The sequence below is a fragment of the Pseudomonas sp. AC016 genome (assembly GCF_979253365.1).
This window is the reverse complement of the sequence record NZ_CEEDCC010000001.1, coordinates 4,089,916-4,112,046: the sequence shown is the minus strand read 5'-3', so window position 1 is coordinate 4,112,046 and position 22,131 is coordinate 4,089,916. Positions and strand designations below refer to the sequence as shown.

The following is a 22,131-nucleotide window of genomic DNA, read 5'->3' as shown; positions in this document are numbered from 1 at the left end:
GAGAACGGATAGTGATTACGGGATCAGAAAACGAGTTCTTCAAGCACACAGTCGTAGCGCTGTTCGCCCACATGACGCGTGGGCGGCGCGATGCTGGAACAATCGGCTCGGGCAAAACGGCAGCGTGGATGAAACGCGCAGCCGTCCGGCAAATGCAGCGGGCTTGGCGGTTCGCCCTGCAGCGGTTCGCTGGGTAACGGGCGGTCAGGATCGATTTCCGGGATCGCCTGAATCAGGGCGGCGGTGTAAGGATGACGCGGGCTGAGAAACACCGACTCGACAGGTCCTTCCTCGACGATGCGGCCCAGGTACATCACTGCCACCCGATCACAGAGCCGGCGCACGATGGCCAAGTCGTGAGCAATGAACAGAATGGCCAGGTTCATGCGCTGGCGCAGTTCCAGCAGCAGGTTGATGATCTGGCCCTGAATCGACACATCCAGCGCGGCCACGCACTCGTCGGCAATGATCAGCCGCGGCTCGATGGCCAGCGCGCGGGCGATGCCGACCCGCTGACACTGCCCGCCGCTCAGGGCGCCGGGCTTTCGGTCGGCGAACTCCGGGCGCAGGCCGACCATGTCCAGCAACTCGATGACCCGCGCCGGAATGTCGGACCTGGCGACCTTGCGCTGCACATGCAGAACCTCAGCCAGCGTGGCGCCGATGGTCATGCGTGGATTGAGCGAGGAAAACGGGTCCTGAAAGATCATTGCCGTTTCGCTGCGCAGGCGTTGCAGATGAATGCCGCTGCCCTGCGCCACATCCACGTCGTCGAATACGATCTGCCCGGAAGTCACGTCATTCAGGCGCAGGATGGCGCGGCCCAGCGTGCTCTTGCCGCTGCCGGACTCGCCCACCAGCCCCAGCGTTTCGCCCGCGCTTATGGTCAGGGACACACCGTTGACCGCCTGTACCCACTGCTTATGCATGCCCAGAAAGCCGGTTCCGGACGCCGGGAAGCGCACCACCAGATCATTCACGTTCAGCAACGTCGGGCCGCTCATGAGTGCACCTCTTCGCCGTGCGCCGACGTCACCTGTAACGGGTAATGGCAGGCAGCGGCGTGGCTGTCGCCGACAGAACGCATGAACGGTAACTGTGCAGCACAATCCGGACCGGCGTGCGTGCAGCGCGTATGGAACCGGCAGCCTTCGGGCAGTGCATCGAGCAGCGGCGGCTGACCGGGAATAGTGCGCAACAGCGCATTGCCCGCACTGCTGGCGGGCTGACATTCGATCAGGCCGCGCGTATAGGGATGTCGCGCACGGGCCAGCACATCGCGTTTGCTGCCGTGCTCACACAGGCGACCGGCGTACATCACGGCGATGGAATCGCAGGTTTGCGCCACCACGCCCAGGTCATGGGTGATCATGATCAGCGAAAGCCCGTGACGATCACGCAGGTCGAGCAACAACCGCAGGATCTGCGCCTGAACGGTCACGTCGAGCGCCGTGGTCGGCTCGTCGGCAATCAGGACCTGCGGGCCGCAGCCCAACGCAACGGCAATCATGGCGCGCTGGCGCATGCCACCGGAAAATTCATGGGGATAGTTGTCCACGCGGGACGCCGGATCGGGAATACCGACCTGACGCAACAGGTCGATGGCCTGCGCCCTCGCCTCGCGTTTCGACGAGCCCTGATGCAGACGAAAGCCTTCGGCAATCTGCTCGCCGATGCGCATCAACGGGTCGAGGTGGCTGCTGGGGTTCTGGAAGATCATGCCGATGCGGCGCCCACGCATGGCGCGCATCCGGGCCGCATCGAGTGTGAGCAGATCGACATCGTTGAGCAGTACCGACCCACCGCGCACCTGCAGGTCCGGCGATGGCATCAACTGCATCAGGGCACGACAAGCCATGGTCTTGCCCGAACCACTCTCACCGACCAGACCGAGAATCTCGCCCTGATGCAGATCGAATGACAGCCGATCCACCAGCGTCACCTCGCGGCCACCGTTGCTGGCGACCACGCTCATGTCGCTGACCTTCAGTACCGGCGTGCTCATCGGCGTTCTCCCAGCGTTTCGGCCACGCCGTCGGCCAACAGGCTGAAGCCCATGGCCAGGGTGACGATAGCCAGGCCCGGAAACAGACAGATCCACCAGGCCGTGGTCAAAAACGCCTGACCTTCGGCAACCATCGTGCCCCACTCGGCCAGCGGCGGCTGTACGCCCAGGCCCAGATAGCTGACCGCTGCACCACTGAGCAGCACCAGCACCGCATCGGACATGGAAAACACAATCGAGCCGAACAGTGCGTTGGGCAGCAAGTGGCGAAACAGAATGCGCAGGTGGCCGAAGCCCAGACTCTTGGCGGCGAGAGCAAAGTCGCTTTCCTTGAGCACCAGAATCTGCGAGCGGATCAGCCGCGCGTAAGACACCCAGCCCACCAGCGCCATGGCGATATAGAAGCTGGTCAGGCCGGGGCCGAGAATGGCGATGATCGCCAGCATCAGCACCAGAAACGGGAACGCCAGCACGATGTCGATCACGCGCATGCACAGGTTGTCGAAGCGGCCGCCAATGTAGCCGGACAGCGCGCCGACAAAGGTGCCGATCATGAACGGGAAGATGACGCCGAGCACGCAGATCTGCAGGTCGACACGGGCCGCCCAGATCACGCGGGAAAGAATATCGCGCCCGAAATTGTCGGTGCCGAACGGGTGCGCCAGGTGCGGCCCCATCAGGCGCAATTCGGTGTTCTGGAAGATCGGATCGTAGGGCGCCAGCCACGGCGCGAAGATCGCCAGCAGCAGCCACATGCCCAGCAGCGAGCCACCGAGCAGCATGGCCAGCCGGCCATTGCGCAAGCGTAGACGCAGACGCGTACGCCATTGGGCAGGGACATGGGTCTGGGCCGTGTTCATTTGATGCTCACCCGTGGATCGACCGCAACCGTTGCCACGTCCGCCAGAAAGTTCACCATGACCGTCCCGCAGGCCAGCACCATTGCGACGCCCTGCACCACCATGTAGTCGCGGCTGAAAATGCCACGCACCAGCAGCTGACCGATGCCCGGAATGGCAAACAGGCTTTCGATAACCACGGTGCCGCTGATCAGCCAGCCGATGTTCACTGCCAGCAGGTTGATGGACGGCACCAGCGAGTTGGGCAGCACGTGACGGCGAAACAGTGCGCCTTCGCTGACGCCTCTGGCTCGGGCTGCCGTGACGTGATCGGCCTGCAACTCCATCAACATGCTGGCGCGCAGGTTGCGCACAAGCACTGCGGACAGCGCCAGCGCGATGGTCAGGCACGGCAGCGCCATGTGATGAAGCTTGTCGAGCCAGTCGTTGCCATAGCCAGATACCGGAAACCAGCCCAGCTTCACGCTGAACAGCAGGATCAACATGATCCCCAGCCAGAACGCGGGCATGCCCAGTCCGGTGGTGGTGAAAACACGAATCAGATTATCGCCCCAACTGCCTTTGTTGCGCGCGGCCAGCGTGGCGAGCGGGATGGCAATCAGCAACGCCAGCAGGACGCTGCCCAACACCAGAAACAGGGTCGGCTCCAGGCGTGTGACGATCAGTTTCAGGACATCGATCTTGTACAGCAGCGACTTGCCCATATCGCCCTGCAGCAGGTTTTTCATGAAATAGACGTATTGCATCCACATGGGCTGATCGAGCCCGTATTGGGCGCGAATGTTGGCCAGCGCATCGGGCGTGCTGCGGGCACCCAGCAGGATGCGTGCCGGGTCGCCGGGGATCGAGCGCACCAGAATGAAGGTCACCAGGCTGATACCGAACAACACCGGCAGCAGCTGCACCGGGCGCTGGAGAATGAAACGATAACGACCCAGATTCATTGCATGTCCCGAGGTGGTTGAAGAAAGATCGAGCAGGACCGAAAAATCGCTGCGGGCCTCTCATGATAGAACGACACGTCAGAACCGTTGGAAAACGCCCTTCGCCTACCGTTATCCCCGACAGGTCATGACTCAACCCTATCGCGCCGTCCATCGGGTGACAGCTAGTAATTCTTATAGGTTTTCAACGCGCAGGTCGTCCGGATTCATGCGCGTGGCACTTTCCTTGCTTCGTTCATTGCTATAGTTGTCGTTCGATGGGTCGAGTGACAAAGGAAGTCATGCCATGCACGTGAGGTTGTCGGATTTCAATACACGTCTACAGTCTGCAGCCACGCTGGACCAGCAGATGGACTGCGCATGGATGCTCGCCTCAGGGCTCGGCTTCGACTCGGTGGTTTACGATTACAGCCCGGTGCCCGTGGCCCATGATGGTGCACTGATCACCCCTTCTTTGCTCGCGCTGCGCAATGCACCCGAAGACTGGCACACGCTCTGGTGCCGCAAGGGCTATTACCAAATCGACCCGGTTCAACAACTGGCGGTGAACAGCGTCTCGCCATTTGTGTGGTCTTACCAACCCAAGGCGGAGACCGTATTGCGCACAGTGATCAAGGATCTGCACACACCCGTGGTGCGCTATTTGAACGAATTTCATATGACCTGCGGCGTCACCGTGCCGATCCACATGCCCAGAGGTGGCTTCGCAACGCTCACCGGTATCTGCTCGGACAGCAGCGACGTGGCACTCGAAGACGCCCGACAAAGCCTCGCCGAGTTCGGCCTGCTCGCCCATGCCTTTCAGGAAGTGGCTTACCCGATGTTCGACGAGGCCATGCACTCGTGCACGGCAATCAAACTTACACGTCGCGAACGCGAATGCCTGCGCTGGTCCGCCGAAGGCCTGACCGCCAGGGAAATTGCCCAGCACCTCAATCGCTCCGTCGCCACCGTGACACTGCACCTCAACTCCGCGATGCAGAAGCTCGGTGCGAAGAACCGCGTGCAGGCCGTGGTGCGCGCCGTACATTATAGGTTGCTGGACAGCTGACCCTTTGTTTAAAGGCAAAACCTATCATTTCTTACAGTTATCGCTGACGAAAAACAGCGCTAAGGTGCCCCGATCCATCACCGGGAGACCGACAGCATGTCAGAGATAACAATCCAGGAAGGTTACGCACCCTTTGGCCAGTACCAGACCTGGTATCGCATCACTGGCGATCTGCGTGGTCCCCACACGCCGCTGGTCATCCTGCACGGAGGTCCCGGCTGCACCCATGACTACGTGGATGCGTTCAAGGACATCGCCAGCACCGGCCGCGCCGTCATTCACTACGACCAGTTGGGCAACGGCAAGTCGACTCATTTGCCGGACAAAAAAGCGGATTTCTGGACAGTCGAGCTGTTTCTGGCGGAGCTGGACAACCTGCTGATGCATCTGGATATCGCCAACAACTACGCCCTGCTGGGCCAGTCCTGGGGTGGCATGCTCGCGTCCGAACACGCGGTTCGACAACCTTCCGGCCTGAAAGCGCTGGTCATCGCCAATTCGCCAGCTGACATGCACACCTGGGTCAGCGAGGCCAACCGCCTGCGCCGGGAGCTGCCGGAAGCTGTGCAGAAGACGCTTTTGCGACACGAACAGGCGGGCACTTTGCAGGACGAAGAATACAAGGAAGCGTCTCGCCTCTTTTACAACCGTCATGTATGCCGGGTTAATCCATGGCCGGAGGAAGTGCAGCGCACGTTCGACCAGATCGATGAAGACCCGACCGTTTACCACGCCATGAACGGTCCGACCGAGTTTCATGTGATCGGCACCATGAAAGACTGGACGATCATTGATCGCCTGAACCTCATACGAGTACCAACGCTGCTGATTTCCGGCCGTTATGACGAAGCCACGCCGCGCGTGGTAAAGCCTTACGAGGACAACGTACCCGGCATTCAGGCGGTGGTTTTCGAAGAGTCCAGCCACATGCCGCACGTGGAAGAGCGCACGGCCTGCATGGGTGTCGTCGCGGAGTTTATGGATACTGCGCTCGCTTTGGCAAAACCGTAACGTGCCTCCTGCAGGCTGGACGGAGGGTGCTAATCTGCCAGGCGTCCGGCTGGACGGGTTCGCGAGGAGTACGTAATGGACATCGTGGTGCATAGTTACTGCTTGAAAGGGGCACGCCAGGAAACGTTGCTGCCCTCTGTCACCCTGACACCAGACGCGTCGACCCTGACGGTGGCGGAACTCATCCGCCTGACCGTCGCCGAGCAGATCGCCGCCTTGTCGGTCCGCCACTTTCTTGAACAAATGTCGGTGCGCGAAGTACTCGATCGCCAGTACCTGAGCGAACGTGACATCGTCAGGCAGACCCGCGCGGGTACGATCGCCATGCCACAGGCCACCGCTTCTCCGGATCTGGATGTAGGCGTTGAGGTCGAGCGGGCCTTGAAGGGCTTTAAAACCCGCGCTTTTCGCGTTCTGCACAACGGCGTCATGTTGCAGAGCCTCGACGAGTCCATCGACCTGAGTCCCCCGTCCACGCTCGCGTTTATCCGCCTGATGCCCCTGATCGGCGGTTGATCCTCTTCGTTCACCTGCTCGGAAACCGTCATGCAATCACGTCGCCCTGCACCCGAACAAGTCAAACGCCTCGCTACACTGCGGGCGTTTTGTGATCACGCACTGGATTTCTATCCCGAGCTCAGCCGACATGACGACTTCGAGATGGATTTCTGGGACAGCATCGACTTCCTGCGCATCGCCGATGACTGGCTCACTCAGCATCCGCAGGAAGGCAGCAAGGCACTGGCCGACGGCCTGGTGTTCCCGACCGTGTGGGATGATCTGGAAGATCGACGCGATCAGCAACGCTACGGGTTGCAATACCGCCTCTGCGATGCGTGGGTCATCGCTCATCCGGAGGACGCCTATGCGCTTGAACAGATCGGCGCGCGGCTGCAACACATGCTGTGCCATGCGTTCGAGGACAGTGACTACCCGCTGCCCACTGACGCTGATTCTCCTGCGTATTATCGACGACGTCCGGAAAACGCCTGGGCGTTTCCCGACGTTCCTGCCTGCATCCATCGATTGAGCCACTTCCCGCCGACACCGGAGTGGCAAACCTTCGCAGAGTGGTTGCTGGATGGCAGCTGGAACCGTGTGCTGCCTCCCTCCCCGCCAGACGAAGAGCAGCGCAGGATCGCCGACGCTTACGTCTATGTGCACAAGGACATCGAGCGCATCGCGCGGGGTCTGCTGGACGCGGGCCGTCTCGATTACCCTCGCTTCGCCCGGGCAGCCGACACCTGGGGTCGCGCCATGATGTTCTACTCAGACGACGCGGGTCTGGACAGTGATGATGTCGACCAGCAGCACTACGCTGTGGACGAGGACGATTCGCACGACGATAGCCTCGAAGACGCAGGCGTCGACCATGAGCAAACGCCGAGTACTGACACCGCCTGCGGAGCGCATGAAGACGTCCATCCCGAACTGGCGAAGTTCACCGTTCGCTACGTGGAGGATGCCCTGGCTGGACTGCCCGGGAACGCTGTAAAACTGGCCGATACATTCCGTTCGGTAGAGGTGTATGAGACCCGCTGGATGCTGCAGGCTCTCGCAGTCATCGAGCGGTTGGACATGAAGCCGGATGATTTCTTTGACCGTTCCGTTGACACGGCCGAGGTGCTGGAACGCTTTCTGCTGCTTCAGGATTTGCCCAAAAGCCAGTCGACAGAATTACTCGCAGCATTGAGCTGCTTTTCAAGAAACACCTTGCTGACGGCACTGCCCTATGCCGGGCAAGCAAGCCGCGTAGTGCTCGATGCGCTCGGCTGGACTGACCTGCAAGCCTTCCAGCGCGAATACCTTGGCATTGCGCTCGCGCCTGCGTCAGGCTGGGGCAGCGACCTGCCCAATACGACGGACGAAACCGTAGGCGTGGTAGACCGTTATCTGCTGAACAACGCGTTGGCCGAGGCCGACCCGCAACACTTGCGCGACTACCTCGAGGCGCTTGAGCCTTCGCACTGGGCGTTTCCCGAAACGCGGACCTTGCTCGACGCGTATCAGGGCATAGGCCGGCCGGCGCTGGAAAAGAAACTGACTCGCCATGCGCAATCAGCCATGCGCATCTACGGCGTATTGCCCGTCAAGGATGCGGACGACATCCGTCAGCGCTACCTGATGTTCAAGAAGTTGCATAAAGAGGTGCGCAAGTACGGCGCTGAACGGCAAGCCAACTCTCAAGCAGCGATACAGGCAGGCCTGGAAAACCTGGCGCGTGTCGCCGGTTACCCCTCGGCGATTCGCCTGGAATGGACCATGGAATCGGAGATTGCCGAATCCGCCCTGACGGCTGCCACCATCGATGGGTATGACGTCACGCTAGTGGTTAACGGTTTGTCGCCGACGATGCACATCTGCAAGGCGGGGAAAACGCTCAAGGCCGCACCACCGGCGATTCGCAAGAGCGCTGAATTCGTCGCCCTGAAAGCACAGCAAACGCAGCTCAAAGAGCAGATTGCACGCTTTTGCCGCACCCTGGAAGCGATGATGGGCAGCGGCGAATCTCTGGCGCTGGTCGATTTGAAACAACTGCTGAGCATGCCCGCGGTTCGCCTGCTGATGGAGCAATTGATCGTGCAGGCGGATGACGCTGTGCTGGGCTGGCTTGATGCTGCGGCCCTCATGGTGACCGACCTTGAAGGCCGCCAACATGCCGTCGAGAGGAATCTGCGCATCGCTCACCCGTTCCACCTGTTCGAAGCCGGACAGTTGTCGGCGTGGCAGAAAGAGGTGGTGAGCCAACGCCGCGTGCAGCCGTTCAAACAGGCCTTTCGCGAGCTGTACCTGCTGACCCCGGCCGAACGGGAAACGGGCCTGTGGTCCTGCCGATTTGCCGGCCACCGCCTTAAAGGCAACGTTGCGTCGCGCTTGTTGCAAGTGCGCAACTGGTCGACCTCAAGCGTCGAAGACGTCTATTACGAGAGCAAGGAACACGGCATCCACGCTCTATTCAACTTTCTGGACACTGGCCATTACCTGTCAGAAACGGAGCACTTCACCTTCGACACGATTGCGTTCCACCGCAACCGCGAAGCTCTGCCCCTTGAGCAGGTGCCGCCGTTGCTGTTCTCGGAAGTGATGCGCGATGCCGACCTGCTGGTTTCTGTCGCCCATGCTGCGGACGACTACAGCACTAGCCATGAAACCCTGCAACGACGTACTGAACTGGTCGACCAGCTGATAAAGGGAATGGGACTGCAGAACGTCAACTGTGAAGGACACTTTCTGCACATTTCCGGCCAGCGTGCAAACTATCGTATTCACTTGGGCAGCGCGGCGATTCATATCGAACCCGGCAACTACTTGTGCATCGTCCCTGCCAGCGCCAGCGTCAACGAGTTTTACCTGCCGTTCGCCGACACGGACAGAAAAATGGCAGAGGTGTTGAGCAAGATGTTCCTTTTGCTGGACGATCGAAGCATCACTGACCGCCAGATACTGGAACAGATACAGCGCGCGAGCTGACATTGGTATTTATGATTACAGGAGGCGGCTTGCCGGCCATGAGGTCGACGCGGTGTGTCAGAAAAGTGGCTTCGTCGTGCATCGACGGCAAGCCGCCTCCACAGGAAAAATAGCTTTTTTTCAGTAAGTTATGATTATTTGACAAGAGCGAGCCGGCTCACCGAAGCGACTTTTCAAACGCTGACGCTCAATTGCGCCGACCGGCCTCTGCATGGGCCCGCTCGTTTGTAACGTCTACCGCCTGTTGCGCACTGTCAAATGCCATTGATTGTTAAATAATTTAACAATCTAGAGTAAATACTTAAATAGAAATTTGCCAACCCTGTCGGCAGGACGTTTATCCAACCTCCGTTTCTTGACGCCGTAAAAATGATTCGTATCCAGTAACACTCTCCGAAAACATGAATAAACTTTAATGAATATTTGATTCAAGCGCGTTCAACTCCGGCAGAAATATTGTTCATACGAAGGGGACATTCTATCCCCGCAAGACGCTTTGCCGCCGGAGGCAGACATGAACCTCAGATCCCTCAATATTTCACGCAGGGCCTCGCTCTGCTTCGGCATCATCACGGTCCTGCTGGTCGGGCTAGGTGTTTTTTCCTACGTCCAGATGGGCAATCTCCGGACAGCCGAGCAAAACATTTCGCTGAATTCGCTTCCCAGCGTTCGGGTCATCGATGACATTCAGGTCGCCCTGCTCCATGCGCGCCTGGAAAGTATCCGAATGCTGGCTACCACTGAGCCGGCCTCACATTCTGCGGCCGTCGCCAAGACCAATGACGCCATCGGAGCGCTCCAGTCGAGCAGTGAGTTCTACCGAAAGAACCTGATTTCCGGCGAGCAGGACCGGGTCAACTTTGACGATGCCGGCTCGAAGATGGTGCAGTACATCGATGGCGTGAAACAGGTCATTGCGCTGGACTCGACGGATCATGAAAAAGCCCTCGCGTTCGCCAACACAGAGCAGGCGCAACGCGCAGTTGCGTATCAGGAGAAGCTCACCGGCCTGCGTGAGCAAAACGTACAGGAAGCCAAGCGCTCCGGTGACGATGCAACCGTGGTGTATGACCATAGCGTCAAGGTGCTCATTGGCGTCGTGGTCGTTGCTTTCATCCTGACAGTGTTTCTCGCCGTTGCCCTGACGCGCAGCATTGTCGAGCCGATCGGTTCTTCACTGTCGCTGGCAGAAGACATTGCTGCAGGCGATCTGACCCGGCAACTGGAAGTGACCGGCAAGGATGAAGCGTCGCGACTGATGCACGCGCTGAACCTGATGTCGAAGAACCTGCGCGACACCATTCAACAGATTTCCGGCGCCTCGACACAGCTGAGCACCGCCGCGGTTGAAATGACGTCTATCACTGAAAGTGCCGACCGTACCCTGCAACAGCAAAACAGCGAAATCGAACAGGCGGCCACCGCCGTGAATGAAATGAGCGCTGCGGTGGAAGAAGTTGCGCGCAACGCCACGTCAACATCCGAAGCAGCGAAACAGTCGCGCGTGGCCGCTGAACTGGGCAACAAGCGAGTGACCGAAACGCTGACCGCGATGCAGGGCCTGACCCATCTGGTCGAAGGCTCATCGGCCCAGGTCACCGCACTGGCCAATCAGGCGCAGGACATCAGCAAAGTGCTCAGCGTCATCCGCGCCATTGCCGAACAGACCAACCTGCTGGCGCTGAACGCAGCCATCGAAGCTGCACGTGCAGGCGAACAGGGTCGCGGCTTTGCCGTGGTGGCCGACGAGGTTCGTGCCCTGGCTCATCGCACGCAGACGTCGACGCAGGAAATCGAGCAGATGATCTCTGCCATCCAGGCTGGCTCCTCCGCCACCGTTGAATCCATGCAAAAGAGCACCCTGGAAGTGCACAGCACCCGCAAGACGGCCGAAGACGCTGGCCAGTCGCTGCTCCAGATCACCGATTCGGTGCTTGAAATCAACGACCGCAACCTGCAGATCGCCACCGCATCGGAAGAGCAGGCTCACGTTGCACGGGACGTGGATCGCAGTCTGATCAGCATTCGTGATCTCGCGATCCAGAGCAGCGAAGGCACTCGCCAGACACTGCTGGCCAGCAATGAATTGTCACGGCTGGCCGTGAACATGAATAACCTGGTGCTGCGATTCAGGACGTAATGTAACGCCTGATAAAACAAGTCAGACACGGTGAATCGCAAGGTTCACCGTAGATGGCTCAACCGTTCGATGATCCTCGCCTGTTGTTTCCACTCAGACGAATGCGCAACAGACAATCCGAGTGCTTTATAAACAGTGAGTGCACATGAGTTGAGCGATCTATCCGTGAGATTTTCATGTAACGTCGCAACATGCACTACAACCGTGCACAACCAATAACAAATTGCCATCACTTATGCGCAATATAAGTTGCCCGTCTCTGTATCAGTCACGTTACACACACGCCTCATCAGGTATGATGCCCTCTACTCTGAGTAGTGGAAGTATGCGGCATGCCTTGCAGAATTATTGTGGCCGATGATCATCCGTTATTTCGTGAGGGCATGCTGCGTACTGTAGAACGCCTAGTGCCCAACGCAGTGATCGAACAGGCTGGCAATCTTGATGAAGTGCTTGAACTGGCGCGCTCGGGTGACGAGATTGATACGCTGGTGCTGGACTTGCGCTTCCCCGGCCTTGTTTCAATGCAGACCATTGGCGAACTTCGCAAGGAGTTCAAGCGCACCTCGATCATTGTGGTGTCCATGGTCGACGATATGGACACCATTTCAGAGGTCATGGCGCAGGGCGCGGATGGCTTTATCGGCAAGAATATCGATCCGCTGGACATCGCCGAAGCCTTCATTGCCATTCGCAATGGCGATGTCGTGGTCAAGTACAAGCCGGAAGGCTCGATTCTGGGCGACGTGGAAATGTCGGCGCTCAGTCATCTGACGTGCAGACAAAAAGAAGTTCTGGGACTGGTCGCATCAGGCAAGACCAACAAGGAGATTGCCAAGGAACTGGGCATCTCGCCATTTACCGTTCGCATTCATGTTTCCAGCCTGCTCAAGACACTGGGTGTGCCCACCCGATCTGCTGCCGCTGCGCAATTTTCCAGCCTGTCCATCAAGTAACCGCCATGTCGATATTGCCCAAACGCATTGACCTGGAAATGACTCAGGCGCTACTGCGCATGGCCGTCATTGCCACTTCAACGCTGTACACGCTCATAACGTATGCGCTGGATGAAATCTCCGAAGAGCGTATGTTCGTCATCCTGGGCTACTGCCTGGGTTTCGGCATCGTGACGGTTGGCCTGATTGTGCGCATCGCCCAGCGGCCGGGGGCTTCCGGCAGGCGACGCCTGTTTGCGCTGGTCACTGACAATCTGGCGGGCATCGTCACCATCACCGTGGGCGGCGAAGCGTTGCTTCCGGTGTACTCGGTCATGCTGAGCATGACCGTCGGTTACGGCATGCGCTATGGGCGCAATTACCTGTTGCTGGCGACCGGTTTCTCGATGATTTCCCTGCTGATCATCATTGCCCTGACACCCTTCCTGCGCGAACACCACGCCGTCGCGGTCATGATGATCCTGACCATGCTGGTGCTGCCGTTGTTCGTTTACTTCCTGCTGGGCCGACTGCACCTGGCCCTCAAGGAAACCGAAGAGGCCAACCAGGCCAAGTCACGGTTTCTGGCGCAGGCCAGCCATGACCTGCGACAACCGATCCACTCCATCAGCCTGTTCACCGCTTGCCTGCGCGACGCCAGTCTGGGTGACAACGAACGTCGACTGGTCGAAAACATCGACCGCGCACTGGGTTCGGTCGAGCAGCTGTTCCGCTCCTTGCTGGACATCTACACGCTCAATCGCGGCGAAGTCACACCTCGCCTGGAGACAGTCGATGTGGACGCGCTGCTCAAGGGACTGGCGAGCCAGAACAGCGAAGCGGCCAGTTGGGCCGGTGTGCAGATTCGCGTGCGCAACAGCAGACATTACGTCCATACCGACCCGGCGCTGCTCAGTACGCTGTTGCAGAATCTGATTTCCAACACCTTCAAATATGCCCCCGGCAAACCGATACTCATCGGTTGTCGCAAGCGTAAGGGCAGGCTCGACATTGGCGTTTATGACCAGGGTCGCGGCATTTCCGCCGAACACCTGCCCCACCTGTGCAACGAGTTTTATCGCGTGCGGGAAAAGCGTGATCGGGATATCGAAGGTGTCGGGCTGGGCCTGAGCATTGTCAGGCGCATCGTCCGGCTCATGAAATTGAAGGTCAATATTCGCTCGATTCCGGAGCGCGGTACGGCCGTCATGGTTACGGGATTGCCCGTTGTCGCGGCCAGGCTGCCCGTCCAGACATCGAGCATCGACTGGAACAAACGTCTGCTCGGCGGGCTGCGGGTCATGTTGATCGAGGACAATCAGAACGTGCTGCAGGCGACTGCCATGTTATTGAGCAAGTGGGGGTGTGAGGTCCAGACGTCTGTCAGCATTCCCGACGCTCACGTTGACTGTGATCTGGTCATCACCGACTTCGATCTGGACCGCAGTGCATCAGGCGCTGACTGCATCGCTTACCTGAACCGGCTGCAAGGCCGGCGCATTCCCGCCATCGTGATCACCGGCCACGAACTTCAACATGTGCGCCAGGCATTGAATGACCCGGACATTCCGGTGCTCTCGAAACCGGTCCGCCCCGCCGAACTTCGCTCGCTGTTGCTGAGCTTCAAGGTGGGCTCAACCCCATCCTCCAGCGGTCAGTATATTGCCGAGCGCTAACGGTCAGCGCGTGCTGTAGTGGTCAACGACGTTGCCTTTGAAATAGATATAGATTGTGCCGATGTTCGCCTGACGTCCGGTTGATTGTGTTCCTGTCACTGTACTGGCATCGTCCATCACTTCCTGGGCATCGCCAATACGTGATTCACCTTGCCACATGGCCGACCCGACCTCTCCGGAACCATATTTGTTCGCGTATTTATAAGCCACTTTCTTCAAGGCGTTGAAACCTGAGTCACTGCGATAGTAAGACCAGTCCGAGGTATTATCGGCGACGTCGTCTTGCGCAGACGTCGGTGCCCCGAACTTCTGGCGAATCTGCTCTTTGGTGGACTTGCCAGGGATGATATTGGCTTTTATGAACGCCGGCGAATACTTCGATTCACCGGTGATTGCATCCAGCGGATTGCCACCGCCTGTAGAGCAGGCTGTCAGTGTCGACAGTATTGCCAATGCCGCCATCAATCCTTTTAACCTCGCCATTCGGCCAAACACACCCATGCCAGCGCTCTCCACTATCAGCCTATCGTTAAGGTCTATCGAAAATCCGACACGGCACGTCTCGCAAGGCCGCTGTAACCAGCGGCCCTGAAGATGGATGTGCATAGAAGATTCGATATCAGCTAGTTGAGTAGGTTAAGGCGCTCAACCGAGGCAGGCTATAGTGCAGATGTACTAGTCAGTTCTTCAAACTGAAAGAACTAGAAACGATAGGTCGCGCCAACGCCGAGAAAACTCGCACTGTTTTCGTAGCGGGCGCTGTAACTGGCCAAGGCATTGGAGCGGCTGACATTCACGCTTTCTTCCTTGAGCCAGGAATAGGCAACGTCGAGGGTCAGGTCTTTGGTCAGGTCGTAGGCTGCGCCCACGCTGTATATCGTGCGATCGCCGGTCGGCGTGCGCGGCGAGCGGTTGGTGTTGCTGGTCGGCGATTGATCGAAGCGGATACCGGTTCGCAGAAGCCATTGCGCGTTGAGACGATAGGACGTACCCAGCGCATAAGCCCAGGTGTCGTGCCAGTCCAGACCGCCCGCAACGGCATTCGACAGCGATGACGCCAGCACGCCACCTACCGCAGGGCTGATGCTTTGCGTGCTGAAGTCCAGGCCTTTCATGCGGCTCCACCGGGTCCAGGTCGCCCCCGCGTAAAGCTTCCAGGCATCGCTCAGGTCTTGCGTGACCGACAGATCCACGGACTCAGGCGTGTCCAGTTGCAGCGAGCAGTCGTAGCGATTGCTCCTCAGTACCTGGGGTGGTGTTCCAGCGCCGGTCGCTACGTTGGTGTGACAATCAAGGTCGTAGCGCACCCGCGAATGGTAGGTCATGCCCGCCCTGGTGGTGTCCGTCAGGTTGGCCAGAATGCCTACATTGAAGCCCAGGGCCACATCGTCGCCCTTGACCTTCACATTGGTGTCCGGGATGGCAGGGTTGAGCGTCAGGTCGGACTCCAGCTCGCCCGCCAGCCGGTTGATGGTCGGCCCGAAACCAATGGAAACACGGTCATTGAAAGCGTAACTGACGGTGGGTTGCAGCGTGATCACCCGGGCGTCGCTCCTGCTGGCAAACGCACGCCCCTGAAAGCCCGACTCGTAATCGGTCGCCAGACCGAACGGCGCGTAAACACCCATTCCGAATGCCCACTGTTGATTCGGTTTGTAGGTATAAAACCCGAAAGGAATGGCCTTGAACGGCACCATGTCGCCCTTGTTCGTACCGGTGGAACGGCCGCCTGGGTTACTGATGTCGGACGACGCGTCGATGAAGGTGACGCCGCCGGTGATCTGCTGCCCCTGCAGCCGCGCCATGCCCGCCGGGTTTCCATACACCGTACTGGCGTCATCGGCCGAGGATGCACGCCCGGCGAACGCCGTTCCCATACCACTGATGCTTTGTTCGTTGAGTCCGAAGCCGCCCGCGCAAAGCTGGGTCGACACCACGGCAAAGGTAAAGCCCAACGTGATTTTTTGCATGGATCTCACTACTCGTGGCAGATCACTGTTCGATAAGGGTCATCAGACGTGAAGACATGTACGCGCCGGAGCGTTTCAGGACCTGAAAGGCCGTGGGCATGCGCGCGACAGACAGGCCTGCATCGACTCAATGGGCAATCGAGGAGCCTATCAGCGAGTAAAAACGCGCTCCATAGTACAGGTGTACTAATGGCTCTTTGCCGCAGCATGAGTGCGTTGTTTTCTGATCGACAGCCTTGTTAGTGCATGCAACTGCGAACGCTTATTGACACCAACGCGCTGCCGTTAAAGGGCCTGCTGTCATATTCCAGGAATATTTCATGTAACCCCTGAGAAGGTGTGGCAGGATCAGCACCGGTGAAAGTGTGATGCAGTTCAAAGACTGCCTGACGCTTTGCCAGCTTCTCAATGACCAGGTCGGGGCATCACCATTGAACACCACATTGACTTCCGCAGAACTGGCCGTCATCAGTGAAATCGAAACCACCTCAAGCTTGTTGAGACTGGTCACCCGACTCACCGGGCTCAGATTCGCCGCAATCGCCAAAGTGACCGACAGCAGCTGGACCGCATGTGCTGTATATGACGAACTCAATTTCGGGCTGGATGCCGGTCATGAGCTCAAACTGGAAAACACGTTCTGTAACGAACTGAGATTGAATCGTCAGCCGATCGTGATCAACGAAGTCGCGACCGATCCTGAATACGCCCAGCACTTCATTCCGGCAAAATTCGGTTTTCAGAGTTATTTCTCGCTGCCGATCATTTTTCCGACCGGTGATTTCTTTGGCACGCTATGCGGCCTCGATCCTTTGCCGAGAAAGCTCGACGACGAACAGCTTCTGGAAACCCTCAAAGTGTTCTGCACGCTGATCGCCAACACGCTGTACGCGCATCAGCAGCTCACTGATTTGCAGGGCCAGATCGCCCTGCTGTCCGAGCCGACTGAAGTCTGAGTATGCGCTTCGCCATCACACTGATCGCGCTCGATTATCGACCCTTCAGAACCAAAGAGCCCGGTATGAACCGGGCTTTTCACAAGCATTCGAGACTAAAAAGCGAAAACCTGGTGGAGGGACTCAGTCAGCGTGACTACTCAACTCGACTCTCTTATATCCCGGTCGGCTACGCTGGCTGAATGTTGAACGCTATCTACAACGGGTCAGGCTAAAAGAATGATCACGTCAGGATTTATCCGACTCTTCACTGTCATCACTGCCACCCGATGCCTGTCCTCCCTTTCTGCGTGCTTCAGCTGCCCGCTCAGGATCATTGGCGAAATTGCCACCCGAAGCCTGCCCGCCTTTTTTGCCGGCTTCGGATGCACGCTCAGGATCGTTGGCGAAGTTGCCACCTGATGCCTGACCACCCTTTTTTCCTGCTTCGGACGCCCTTTCCGGGTCATTGGCGAAATTGCCGCCTGACGCCTGACCACCCTTTTTACCTGCTTCGGATGCCCGTTCCGGGTCGTTGGCGAAATTGCCGGGATTGTTTTCCCCAGTGTTAGCCATTGTTGTTGTCCTCCGTTATCGGCCGACCGCTTGAGTGCTGTCGTAAGCAATAGAAAGCGCCTTCGGGGCAGTCGATCCGGAAATCTGAAGGCTGAACGACGAATGGCAAATTCGTTCAATCCCGTTCAGGTTGATCCAGACTGCCCGGTTTTAAAGGGCTGAAGCCTTATTCAGAGCAGACCGGACAGGTTTTTGAGGACGTTGAAATTCTTGTGTGGGGCTATAGATAAAAATGGTGCGCTGATAAAGTGAACTTCGTGATGTCATATAGTCATCACCCATGCACCCCCTCCGAGATACTCATGAACGCTTGCGCCCCTATCCCGTTCAACGAAACGCAACGCCTGTTGCGTATAGAGGAGCTGTGCGTGCTCGAGAACACGGCGGACGATGTCTTCGATGAAATCGTGGAAATGACCGCCAATTTCTTCGACGCCCCCATCGCGCTGATCTCCATCGTCGATGAGCATCGACAATGGTTCCGCGCCCGGGTCGGCCTGCAGGCCCAAGAAACCCCTCGCGACGTTTCGTTCTGCGCCTATACGATCCTGGCCGATGAGCCGTTCGAGGTGACCGACGCGACGCTCGATGAGCGGTTCATGGATAACAACCTGGTCACCGGACACCCCGGCATTCGCTACTACGCAGGGGCGCCGCTGATCACTGATGACGGCATCGCGCTGGGCAGTCTGTGCGTGATCGACACCAGCCCACGTGCGCCGATGAGCGAAAAGCAGGCGAACATGCTCAAGCAGTTCGCCTCGCTGGTGATGAAACGCATCGTAGGTCTGAGAATGAGCTGCTTTATCGACCAACCTACCGGGCTGTATAACCGCTCGCGTCTGGAGGAAGACATCACCCAGACGCTGAGTTCGAAGCAGAACTATCGCCTGGTCGCTGCGGACATGATCACCCCCGAGTTTCTCAACGACATCGTCAAAGCGCTGGGTTATAGCTACTCGCAGGACCTGGTGATGGCGATCAAAAATCGTCTGCAGCGTCTTTTGCCGCACGACTGCTCGCTCTACAAGGTCAGCCCGACACGCTTTGCCTTTCTGCTGCCTGAAGAAGCCGCGACTGAAAACATGTTCCGCGCGATTCTCAGTGACTTCGAAACCCCGGTGCAGTGTCGCGGCATTCCCGTGCAGATGCAGGTCGGCCTGGGCGTGGTAGCGCTGGACAACACCGCCAGCACCGAGCAGGACTGGATGCGCCTGGTGATCAGCGCTGCTGACAACGCCCGTGACCGCAACCTCGGCTGGGCCATGTATGAACCCCATTCCGATGCCGCTCAGCAGCGCGCCTTCAAGCTGCTCAGCTCACTGACCAACGCTGTGCACTCACACGACCAGTTGCGTCTTGTCTATCAGCCGCGCATCGACCTGAAGACCGGCCATTGCACGTCGGTTGAAGCCCTGTTGCGCTGGAATCACCCGACACTGGGGCCGATCGGTCCGGCAGAATTTGTGCCGCTGGCGGAAAAGACCGCGCTCATGCGCCCGTTGAGCCTGTGGGTGCTCAGAAACGCAATCGAACAGGCAGCCCACTGGCAGCGCCAGGGTTTCGATTTCCGCATCGCGATCAACGTGACGCCGGAAGACCTCACCGGCCCGGCATTCACCGACACCATGATCGGCCTGCTGCGTGAACACGACATCCACCCGACCCGCTTCGAACTCGAGTTCACTGAAGGCGCGCTGATGCAGAATCCCGCCGAAGTCCGCAGTCAGCTCGAACGTATGCGTGAAATGGGTATGGATGTCGCGATTGACGATTTCGGCACCGGCTACAGCAACTGGAACTACCTGCGTCAGTTGCCAGCCACCACCGTCAAACTCGACCAGTCGCTGATTTGCAACCTGGTCTCGGACGAGACGGATCAACGTCTGGTGAAAGCGCTGATCGGTCTGGCGAAAAAACTCGGTTACTGCGTCGTTGCCGAAGGGATCGAAACCGATGAGATCCGCACATTGGTCAAACAATGGGGCTGCGATGAAGGGCAAGGCTACCTGATCGCAAAACCGCTTGAAGCCGACATGATGGTGAACTGGCTCAGCCCTACGCAACGCCTGCAAAGTGTTGCCGAGGCAACACTTGCGGCTGCCACCCGCGATAAACGGTTATAACCTTAGAACACATCTTCATAACCGCTCATAACCAAAGCCGCTATGCTGCCCGCCACTTTTGCCTGATACGTTTGCATGACAGGGTTGGATATGGAAGCGGGTGGTTTAGGGTTTGTAGTAGCAGGACTGGTAGTGGGCTTCATCGTCGGCATGACCGGTGTCGGCGGCGGTTCGTTGATGACTCCGATACTGCTGTGGTTTGGGATCAATCCGGCCACCGCTGTAGGCACTGATCTGTTGTACGCCGCCATTACCAAATCGGGCGGTGTGCTGGTTCATCGCAAGAACGACAACATCGACTGGAAAATCACGGGGCTGCTTACACTGGGCAGCGTGCCTGCGGTGTTGCTGACGCTGTGGTTCCTGAGCACCCTGCATGCCGCACCCGACGCCCTGAACGCCATCATCAAACAGGCGCTGGGTTTCGTGTTGCTGTTGACCGCCCTCGCCGTCCTGTTCAAGAAAAGACTGCTGGCCTTCGCCCATGGGCGTGGCGACGGGCATTCCTTTTTCAAGGGCACCAGCCTGACGGTGCTCACCATAGTCACGGGCCTGATTCTTGGCACCATGGTTGCGCTGACGTCGATTGGTGCAGGTGCCCTCGGTACGGTGGCGCTGTTCATTCTTTACCCGTTGCTGCCGACCCGCCGTCTGGTGGGAACCGAAATCGCCCACGCGGTGCCCCTCACCCTGGTTGCAGGCCTGGGCCATGCCAGCATGGGCAACATGAACTGGGAATTGCTGGGCTGGCTGCTGATGGGCTCGCTGCCGGGCATCTATTTCGGCAGCCACATGGCCGGACGCGTTTCTGATGACCTGTTGCGTCCTTTCCTGGCGATCATGCTGGGCATGATCGGTTTCAAGCTGGCGTTCTGACCGACGTCAAGCTGTCACATCCATGCGTCAGGCTCGCCCTGCAAACACGCTTTGAGTGCTGTGCAGCGCAACACATTGCGCTGCACAGGCACATTGGTCGGGATTTGTATTTTTTTGTAGCTCAACGCCGTTTTTCGGCGCAGGATTTTGCCGGTCTGCTTTCGCGCCGGTGCTCGGCACAGACTCATCCTTGCTGACTGGAGATGCCAATAATGCTTATCCGAATTGAAGAAGGTGTTTACGGGGCCCACTGGGTCGTGAAGCTGGACGATTACCCGGTGACTTGCCGGAGCTGGCAGGAAGCCAAGGAATTTGCTGACCGCATGAAATCCAGAATCGACGCTCCCCACTCTCTTCCGCTGTCCGCACGACATGCCGTATCCGAACGAAGCGCGCCTGAACGACGCTCGAGGGCGATGGCTCGCTGAGCTTTTTCTGCTTTTGTTTCCTGTAACATTAATTCCTGTAACAACTGAAGCGCCGCTGCCCTGACAGCGGCGTTTTGCCATCCATCTTTTGCTGAATATGCACCTGAATAAAAACTGAAATTCATTCTCGTTTCGGTGACATCCATTTCACATCTTCTTCACGTCAGGCTGGGTAAATTGAACCCACTCCTTTGATGAATCCCATTTGGCCCACCCTGTTGTGGGCCATTTTTTTGCCTGCGAAAAAGTGAGCGGTATCACGCATGCAAAGCCTTCCCGATCCGACTTACTCCACTTGCGAGCGAGGCTGTCCGGAATCTCTGGTTGCCAGGGCAGCCGGATTGCTCAATGCCCCACTGTTCAGCTCGGCCAGCCGATCACTGCCTGTGCCACTGACCACAGAATGACTCCAGTGTGTGGCTACCGTAGCCATCCAGCCCAGCAAAAACAGCACAACTGCCTGCAACGCCCATTTGCTAATGATCGACATGCGCTTTCTCCTCAATCAGGTCTGGATGGCGAGCATGTAAACACCTCGTCATTGCAGAAGAATTGCAGAGTTTCAGATTTTTGCCACCGTGCCGCTCATCCTTTTTCGCTGAACTCGCCCGCCGTCGCGTCCTTCCTAATTTCAAGGCCAGCGTGAAGCGTGCGTTGCGAGAATGTCCGCGCTTTTGACATCCGGCCGAACCGTCATTCAAATCGATAGGAGACAGACCATGCCTGCCGCGAACTCGAAAAAAGACGCTACCGCAAATAAAGACAAGTACACAGACAAGCAGAAACGCAAGGCCGAACATATCGAAGGAAGCTACGAAGAAAAGGGTGTTTCGAAAGGTGAGGCAGAAGCGCGGGCGTGGGCCACGGTCAACAAACAGTCGGGTGGCGGCGAGCGCAAGGGCGGCTCGGGAACCAGGACACCGGCGTCGAGCAAATCGGCAGCGCGCAAGGATTCCGCCAAGCGTGCCGTGGCGACCAAACACGGTGAACCGCGCAACGACCAGTCGCTGGAGTCGCAGACCAAAGTGGACCTTATGCAACGCGCCCGGGGCCTGAATATTGCCGGTCGCTCGACCATGAACAAGCAGGAGCTGATCAGCGCGCTGAAGAAAGCGTCATAACGAATC

19 protein-coding genes and 2 pseudogenes are annotated in these 22,131 nt (G+C 58.2%); 12 read left to right on the top strand and 9 right to left on the bottom strand.

Translation table 11 applies throughout. The features are described from left to right. Window positions 1–23 precede the first annotated feature (23 nt). The 4 genes from AC0IXS_RS18485 to AC0IXS_RS18470 are packed head-to-tail and all read right to left on the bottom strand — an operon-like array spanning window position 24 to window position 3,809. Entirely contained in the window at window positions 24–1,004 is a 981-nt protein-coding gene (locus AC0IXS_RS18485; protein WP_471825378.1) for an ABC transporter ATP-binding protein, read from the bottom strand. After that, window positions 1,001–2,005: an ABC transporter ATP-binding protein gene (locus AC0IXS_RS18480; protein WP_471825376.1), complete on the bottom strand. Its 1,005-nt coding sequence runs from the start codon at window positions 2,003–2,005 to the stop codon at window positions 1,001–1,003. Before AC0IXS_RS18480 ends, AC0IXS_RS18485 begins: the two co-directional genes overlap by 4 nt. Continuing rightward, window positions 2,002–2,865: an ABC transporter permease gene (locus AC0IXS_RS18475; protein WP_025994209.1), complete on the bottom strand. Its 864-nt coding sequence runs from the start codon at window positions 2,863–2,865 to the stop codon at window positions 2,002–2,004. Before AC0IXS_RS18475 ends, AC0IXS_RS18480 begins: the two co-directional genes overlap by 4 nt. Then, window positions 2,862–3,809: an ABC transporter permease gene (locus AC0IXS_RS18470; protein ID WP_057409143.1), complete on the bottom strand. Its 948-nt coding sequence runs from the start codon at window positions 3,807–3,809 to the stop codon at window positions 2,862–2,864. The genes AC0IXS_RS18475 and AC0IXS_RS18470 overlap by 4 nt, the downstream gene beginning before the upstream one ends. Before the next feature lie 286 nt (window positions 3,810–4,095). On the opposite strand from AC0IXS_RS18470, the gene AC0IXS_RS18465 reads away from it, so the two are divergent. From AC0IXS_RS18465 to AC0IXS_RS18435, 7 genes are all read left to right on the top strand, one after another. After that, window positions 4,096–4,860, top strand: a complete 765-nt coding sequence (locus tag AC0IXS_RS18465) for a LuxR family transcriptional regulator (protein ID WP_471825373.1) — start codon at window positions 4,096–4,098, stop codon at window positions 4,858–4,860. Window positions 4,861–4,956: 96 nt separating this feature from the next. Beyond that, window positions 4,957–5,871 carry a proline iminopeptidase-family hydrolase gene (locus tag AC0IXS_RS18460; protein ID WP_137202831.1) on the top strand — a complete coding sequence of 305 codons (915 nt, stop codon included), beginning with the start codon at window positions 4,957–4,959 and terminating at the stop codon, window positions 5,869–5,871. Window positions 5,872–5,946: 75 nt separating this feature from the next. After that, window positions 5,947–6,387, top strand: a complete 441-nt coding sequence (locus AC0IXS_RS18455) for a hypothetical protein (protein WP_043306766.1) — start codon at window positions 5,947–5,949, stop codon at window positions 6,385–6,387. A 30-nt stretch (window positions 6,388–6,417) separates the two neighbouring features. Beyond that, a complete protein-coding gene (locus tag AC0IXS_RS18450) occupies window positions 6,418–9,342 on the top strand; it encodes a DUF4132 domain-containing protein (RefSeq protein ID WP_449124342.1) in 2,925 nt (974 codons plus the stop codon). A 514-nt stretch (window positions 9,343–9,856) separates the two neighbouring features. Beyond that, window positions 9,857–11,482, top strand: coding sequence for a methyl-accepting chemotaxis protein (locus AC0IXS_RS18445; RefSeq protein ID WP_191957586.1), 1,626 nt, complete (start codon window positions 9,857–9,859; stop codon window positions 11,480–11,482). A gap of 332 nt (window positions 11,483–11,814) precedes the next feature. Then, window positions 11,815–12,438 carry a response regulator gene (locus AC0IXS_RS18440; RefSeq protein WP_057409147.1) on the top strand — a complete coding sequence of 208 codons (624 nt, stop codon included), beginning with the start codon at window positions 11,815–11,817 and terminating at the stop codon, window positions 12,436–12,438. 38 nt (window positions 12,439–12,476) lie between these two features. Continuing rightward, window positions 12,477–14,093, top strand: coding sequence for an ATP-binding response regulator (locus tag AC0IXS_RS18435; protein WP_057409156.1), 1,617 nt, complete (start codon window positions 12,477–12,479; stop codon window positions 14,091–14,093). A gap of 3 nt (window positions 14,094–14,096) precedes the next feature. On the opposite strand, the gene AC0IXS_RS18430 is transcribed toward AC0IXS_RS18435, so the two are convergent. Both AC0IXS_RS18430 and AC0IXS_RS18425 read right to left on the bottom strand, forming a co-directional pair. Further along, window positions 14,097–14,594 carry a hypothetical protein gene (locus tag AC0IXS_RS18430; RefSeq protein ID WP_057409157.1) on the bottom strand — a complete coding sequence of 166 codons (498 nt, stop codon included), beginning with the start codon at window positions 14,592–14,594 and terminating at the stop codon, window positions 14,097–14,099. A gap of 200 nt (window positions 14,595–14,794) precedes the next feature. After that, complete coding sequence (locus AC0IXS_RS18425) at window positions 14,795–16,063, bottom strand: OmpP1/FadL family transporter (protein ID WP_057409148.1); 1,269 nt, start codon at window positions 16,061–16,063, stop codon at window positions 14,795–14,797. A 431-nt stretch (window positions 16,064–16,494) separates the two neighbouring features. Between AC0IXS_RS18425 and AC0IXS_RS18420 the strand changes: the two genes are divergently transcribed. After that, window positions 16,495–17,019, top strand: a complete 525-nt coding sequence (locus AC0IXS_RS18420) for a GAF domain-containing protein (RefSeq protein WP_050575610.1) — start codon at window positions 16,495–16,497, stop codon at window positions 17,017–17,019. A 228-nt stretch (window positions 17,020–17,247) separates the two neighbouring features. On the opposite strand, the pseudogene AC0IXS_RS18415 reads toward AC0IXS_RS18420, so the two are convergent. Together AC0IXS_RS18415 and AC0IXS_RS18410 are read right to left on the bottom strand one after the other, a co-directional pair. Beyond that, window positions 17,248–17,409: pseudogene (locus AC0IXS_RS18415) on the bottom strand (con-10 family general stress protein); the annotation flags it as partial. Continuing rightward, window positions 17,410–17,574, bottom strand: a pseudogene (locus AC0IXS_RS18410) (con-10 family general stress protein); the annotation flags it as partial. A gap of 302 nt (window positions 17,575–17,876) precedes the next feature. Between AC0IXS_RS18410 and AC0IXS_RS18405 the strand changes: the two are divergent. The 3 genes from AC0IXS_RS18405 (at window position 17,877) to AC0IXS_RS18395 (ending at window position 21,004) form a co-directional block, all read left to right on the top strand. Continuing rightward, a complete protein-coding gene (locus tag AC0IXS_RS18405; RefSeq protein WP_122554577.1) occupies window positions 17,877–19,700 on the top strand; it encodes a sensor domain-containing phosphodiesterase in 1,824 nt (607 codons plus the stop codon). A gap of 90 nt (window positions 19,701–19,790) precedes the next feature. After that, complete coding sequence (locus AC0IXS_RS18400; protein ID WP_057409150.1) at window positions 19,791–20,576, top strand: sulfite exporter TauE/SafE family protein; 786 nt, start codon at window positions 19,791–19,793, stop codon at window positions 20,574–20,576. A gap of 212 nt (window positions 20,577–20,788) precedes the next feature. After that, the gene (locus AC0IXS_RS18395) at window positions 20,789–21,004 is read left to right on the top strand and encodes a hypothetical protein (RefSeq protein WP_004883170.1); all 216 of its coding nucleotides are present in this window, start codon (window positions 20,789–20,791) and stop codon (window positions 21,002–21,004) included. A gap of 286 nt (window positions 21,005–21,290) precedes the next feature. Here AC0IXS_RS18395 and AC0IXS_RS18390 read toward each other — a convergent pair whose 3' ends face one another. Continuing rightward, entirely contained in the window at window positions 21,291–21,494 is a 204-nt protein-coding gene (locus AC0IXS_RS18390; RefSeq protein WP_057409151.1) for a hypothetical protein, read from the bottom strand. Between the two features lie 229 nt (window positions 21,495–21,723). Here AC0IXS_RS18390 and AC0IXS_RS18385 point away from each other — a divergent pair, with 229 nt between their 5' ends. Then, window positions 21,724–22,125 carry a Rho termination factor N-terminal domain-containing protein gene (locus tag AC0IXS_RS18385; protein WP_057409152.1) on the top strand — a complete coding sequence of 134 codons (402 nt, stop codon included), beginning with the start codon at window positions 21,724–21,726 and terminating at the stop codon, window positions 22,123–22,125. Window positions 22,126–22,131: the final 6 nt, after the last annotated feature.

Coding starts and splice junctions, on each gene's coding strand:
- AC0IXS_RS18485 (WP_471825378.1), bottom strand. CDS start 1,004: ATGAGCGGCCCGACGTTGCTGAACGTGAATGATCTGGTGGTGCGCTTC.
- AC0IXS_RS18480 (WP_471825376.1), bottom strand. CDS start 2,005: ATGAGCACGCCGGTACTGAAGGTCAGCGACATGAGCGTGGTCGCCAGC.
- AC0IXS_RS18475 (WP_025994209.1), bottom strand. CDS start 2,865: ATGAACACGGCCCAGACCCATGTCCCTGCCCAATGGCGTACGCGTCTG.
- AC0IXS_RS18470 (WP_057409143.1), bottom strand. CDS start 3,809: ATGAATCTGGGTCGTTATCGTTTCATTCTCCAGCGCCCGGTGCAGCTG.
- AC0IXS_RS18465 (WP_471825373.1), top strand. CDS start 4,096: ATGCACGTGAGGTTGTCGGATTTCAATACACGTCTACAGTCTGCAGCC.
- AC0IXS_RS18460 (WP_137202831.1), top strand. CDS start 4,957: ATGTCAGAGATAACAATCCAGGAAGGTTACGCACCCTTTGGCCAGTAC.
- AC0IXS_RS18455 (WP_043306766.1), top strand. CDS start 5,947: ATGGACATCGTGGTGCATAGTTACTGCTTGAAAGGGGCACGCCAGGAA.
- AC0IXS_RS18450 (WP_449124342.1), top strand. CDS start 6,418: ATGCAATCACGTCGCCCTGCACCCGAACAAGTCAAACGCCTCGCTACA.
- AC0IXS_RS18445 (WP_191957586.1), top strand. CDS start 9,857: ATGAACCTCAGATCCCTCAATATTTCACGCAGGGCCTCGCTCTGCTTC.
- AC0IXS_RS18440 (WP_057409147.1), top strand. CDS start 11,815: ATGCCTTGCAGAATTATTGTGGCCGATGATCATCCGTTATTTCGTGAG.
- AC0IXS_RS18435 (WP_057409156.1), top strand. CDS start 12,477: ATGACTCAGGCGCTACTGCGCATGGCCGTCATTGCCACTTCAACGCTG.
- AC0IXS_RS18430 (WP_057409157.1), bottom strand. CDS start 14,594: ATGGGTGTGTTTGGCCGAATGGCGAGGTTAAAAGGATTGATGGCGGCA.
- AC0IXS_RS18425 (WP_057409148.1), bottom strand. CDS start 16,063: ATGCAAAAAATCACGTTGGGCTTTACCTTTGCCGTGGTGTCGACCCAG.
- AC0IXS_RS18405 (WP_122554577.1), top strand. CDS start 17,877: ATGAACGCTTGCGCCCCTATCCCGTTCAACGAAACGCAACGCCTGTTG.
- AC0IXS_RS18400 (WP_057409150.1), top strand. CDS start 19,791: ATGGAAGCGGGTGGTTTAGGGTTTGTAGTAGCAGGACTGGTAGTGGGC.
- AC0IXS_RS18395 (WP_004883170.1), top strand. CDS start 20,789: ATGCTTATCCGAATTGAAGAAGGTGTTTACGGGGCCCACTGGGTCGTG.
- AC0IXS_RS18390 (WP_057409151.1), bottom strand. CDS start 21,494: ATGTCGATCATTAGCAAATGGGCGTTGCAGGCAGTTGTGCTGTTTTTG.
- AC0IXS_RS18385 (WP_057409152.1), top strand. CDS start 21,724: ATGCCTGCCGCGAACTCGAAAAAAGACGCTACCGCAAATAAAGACAAG.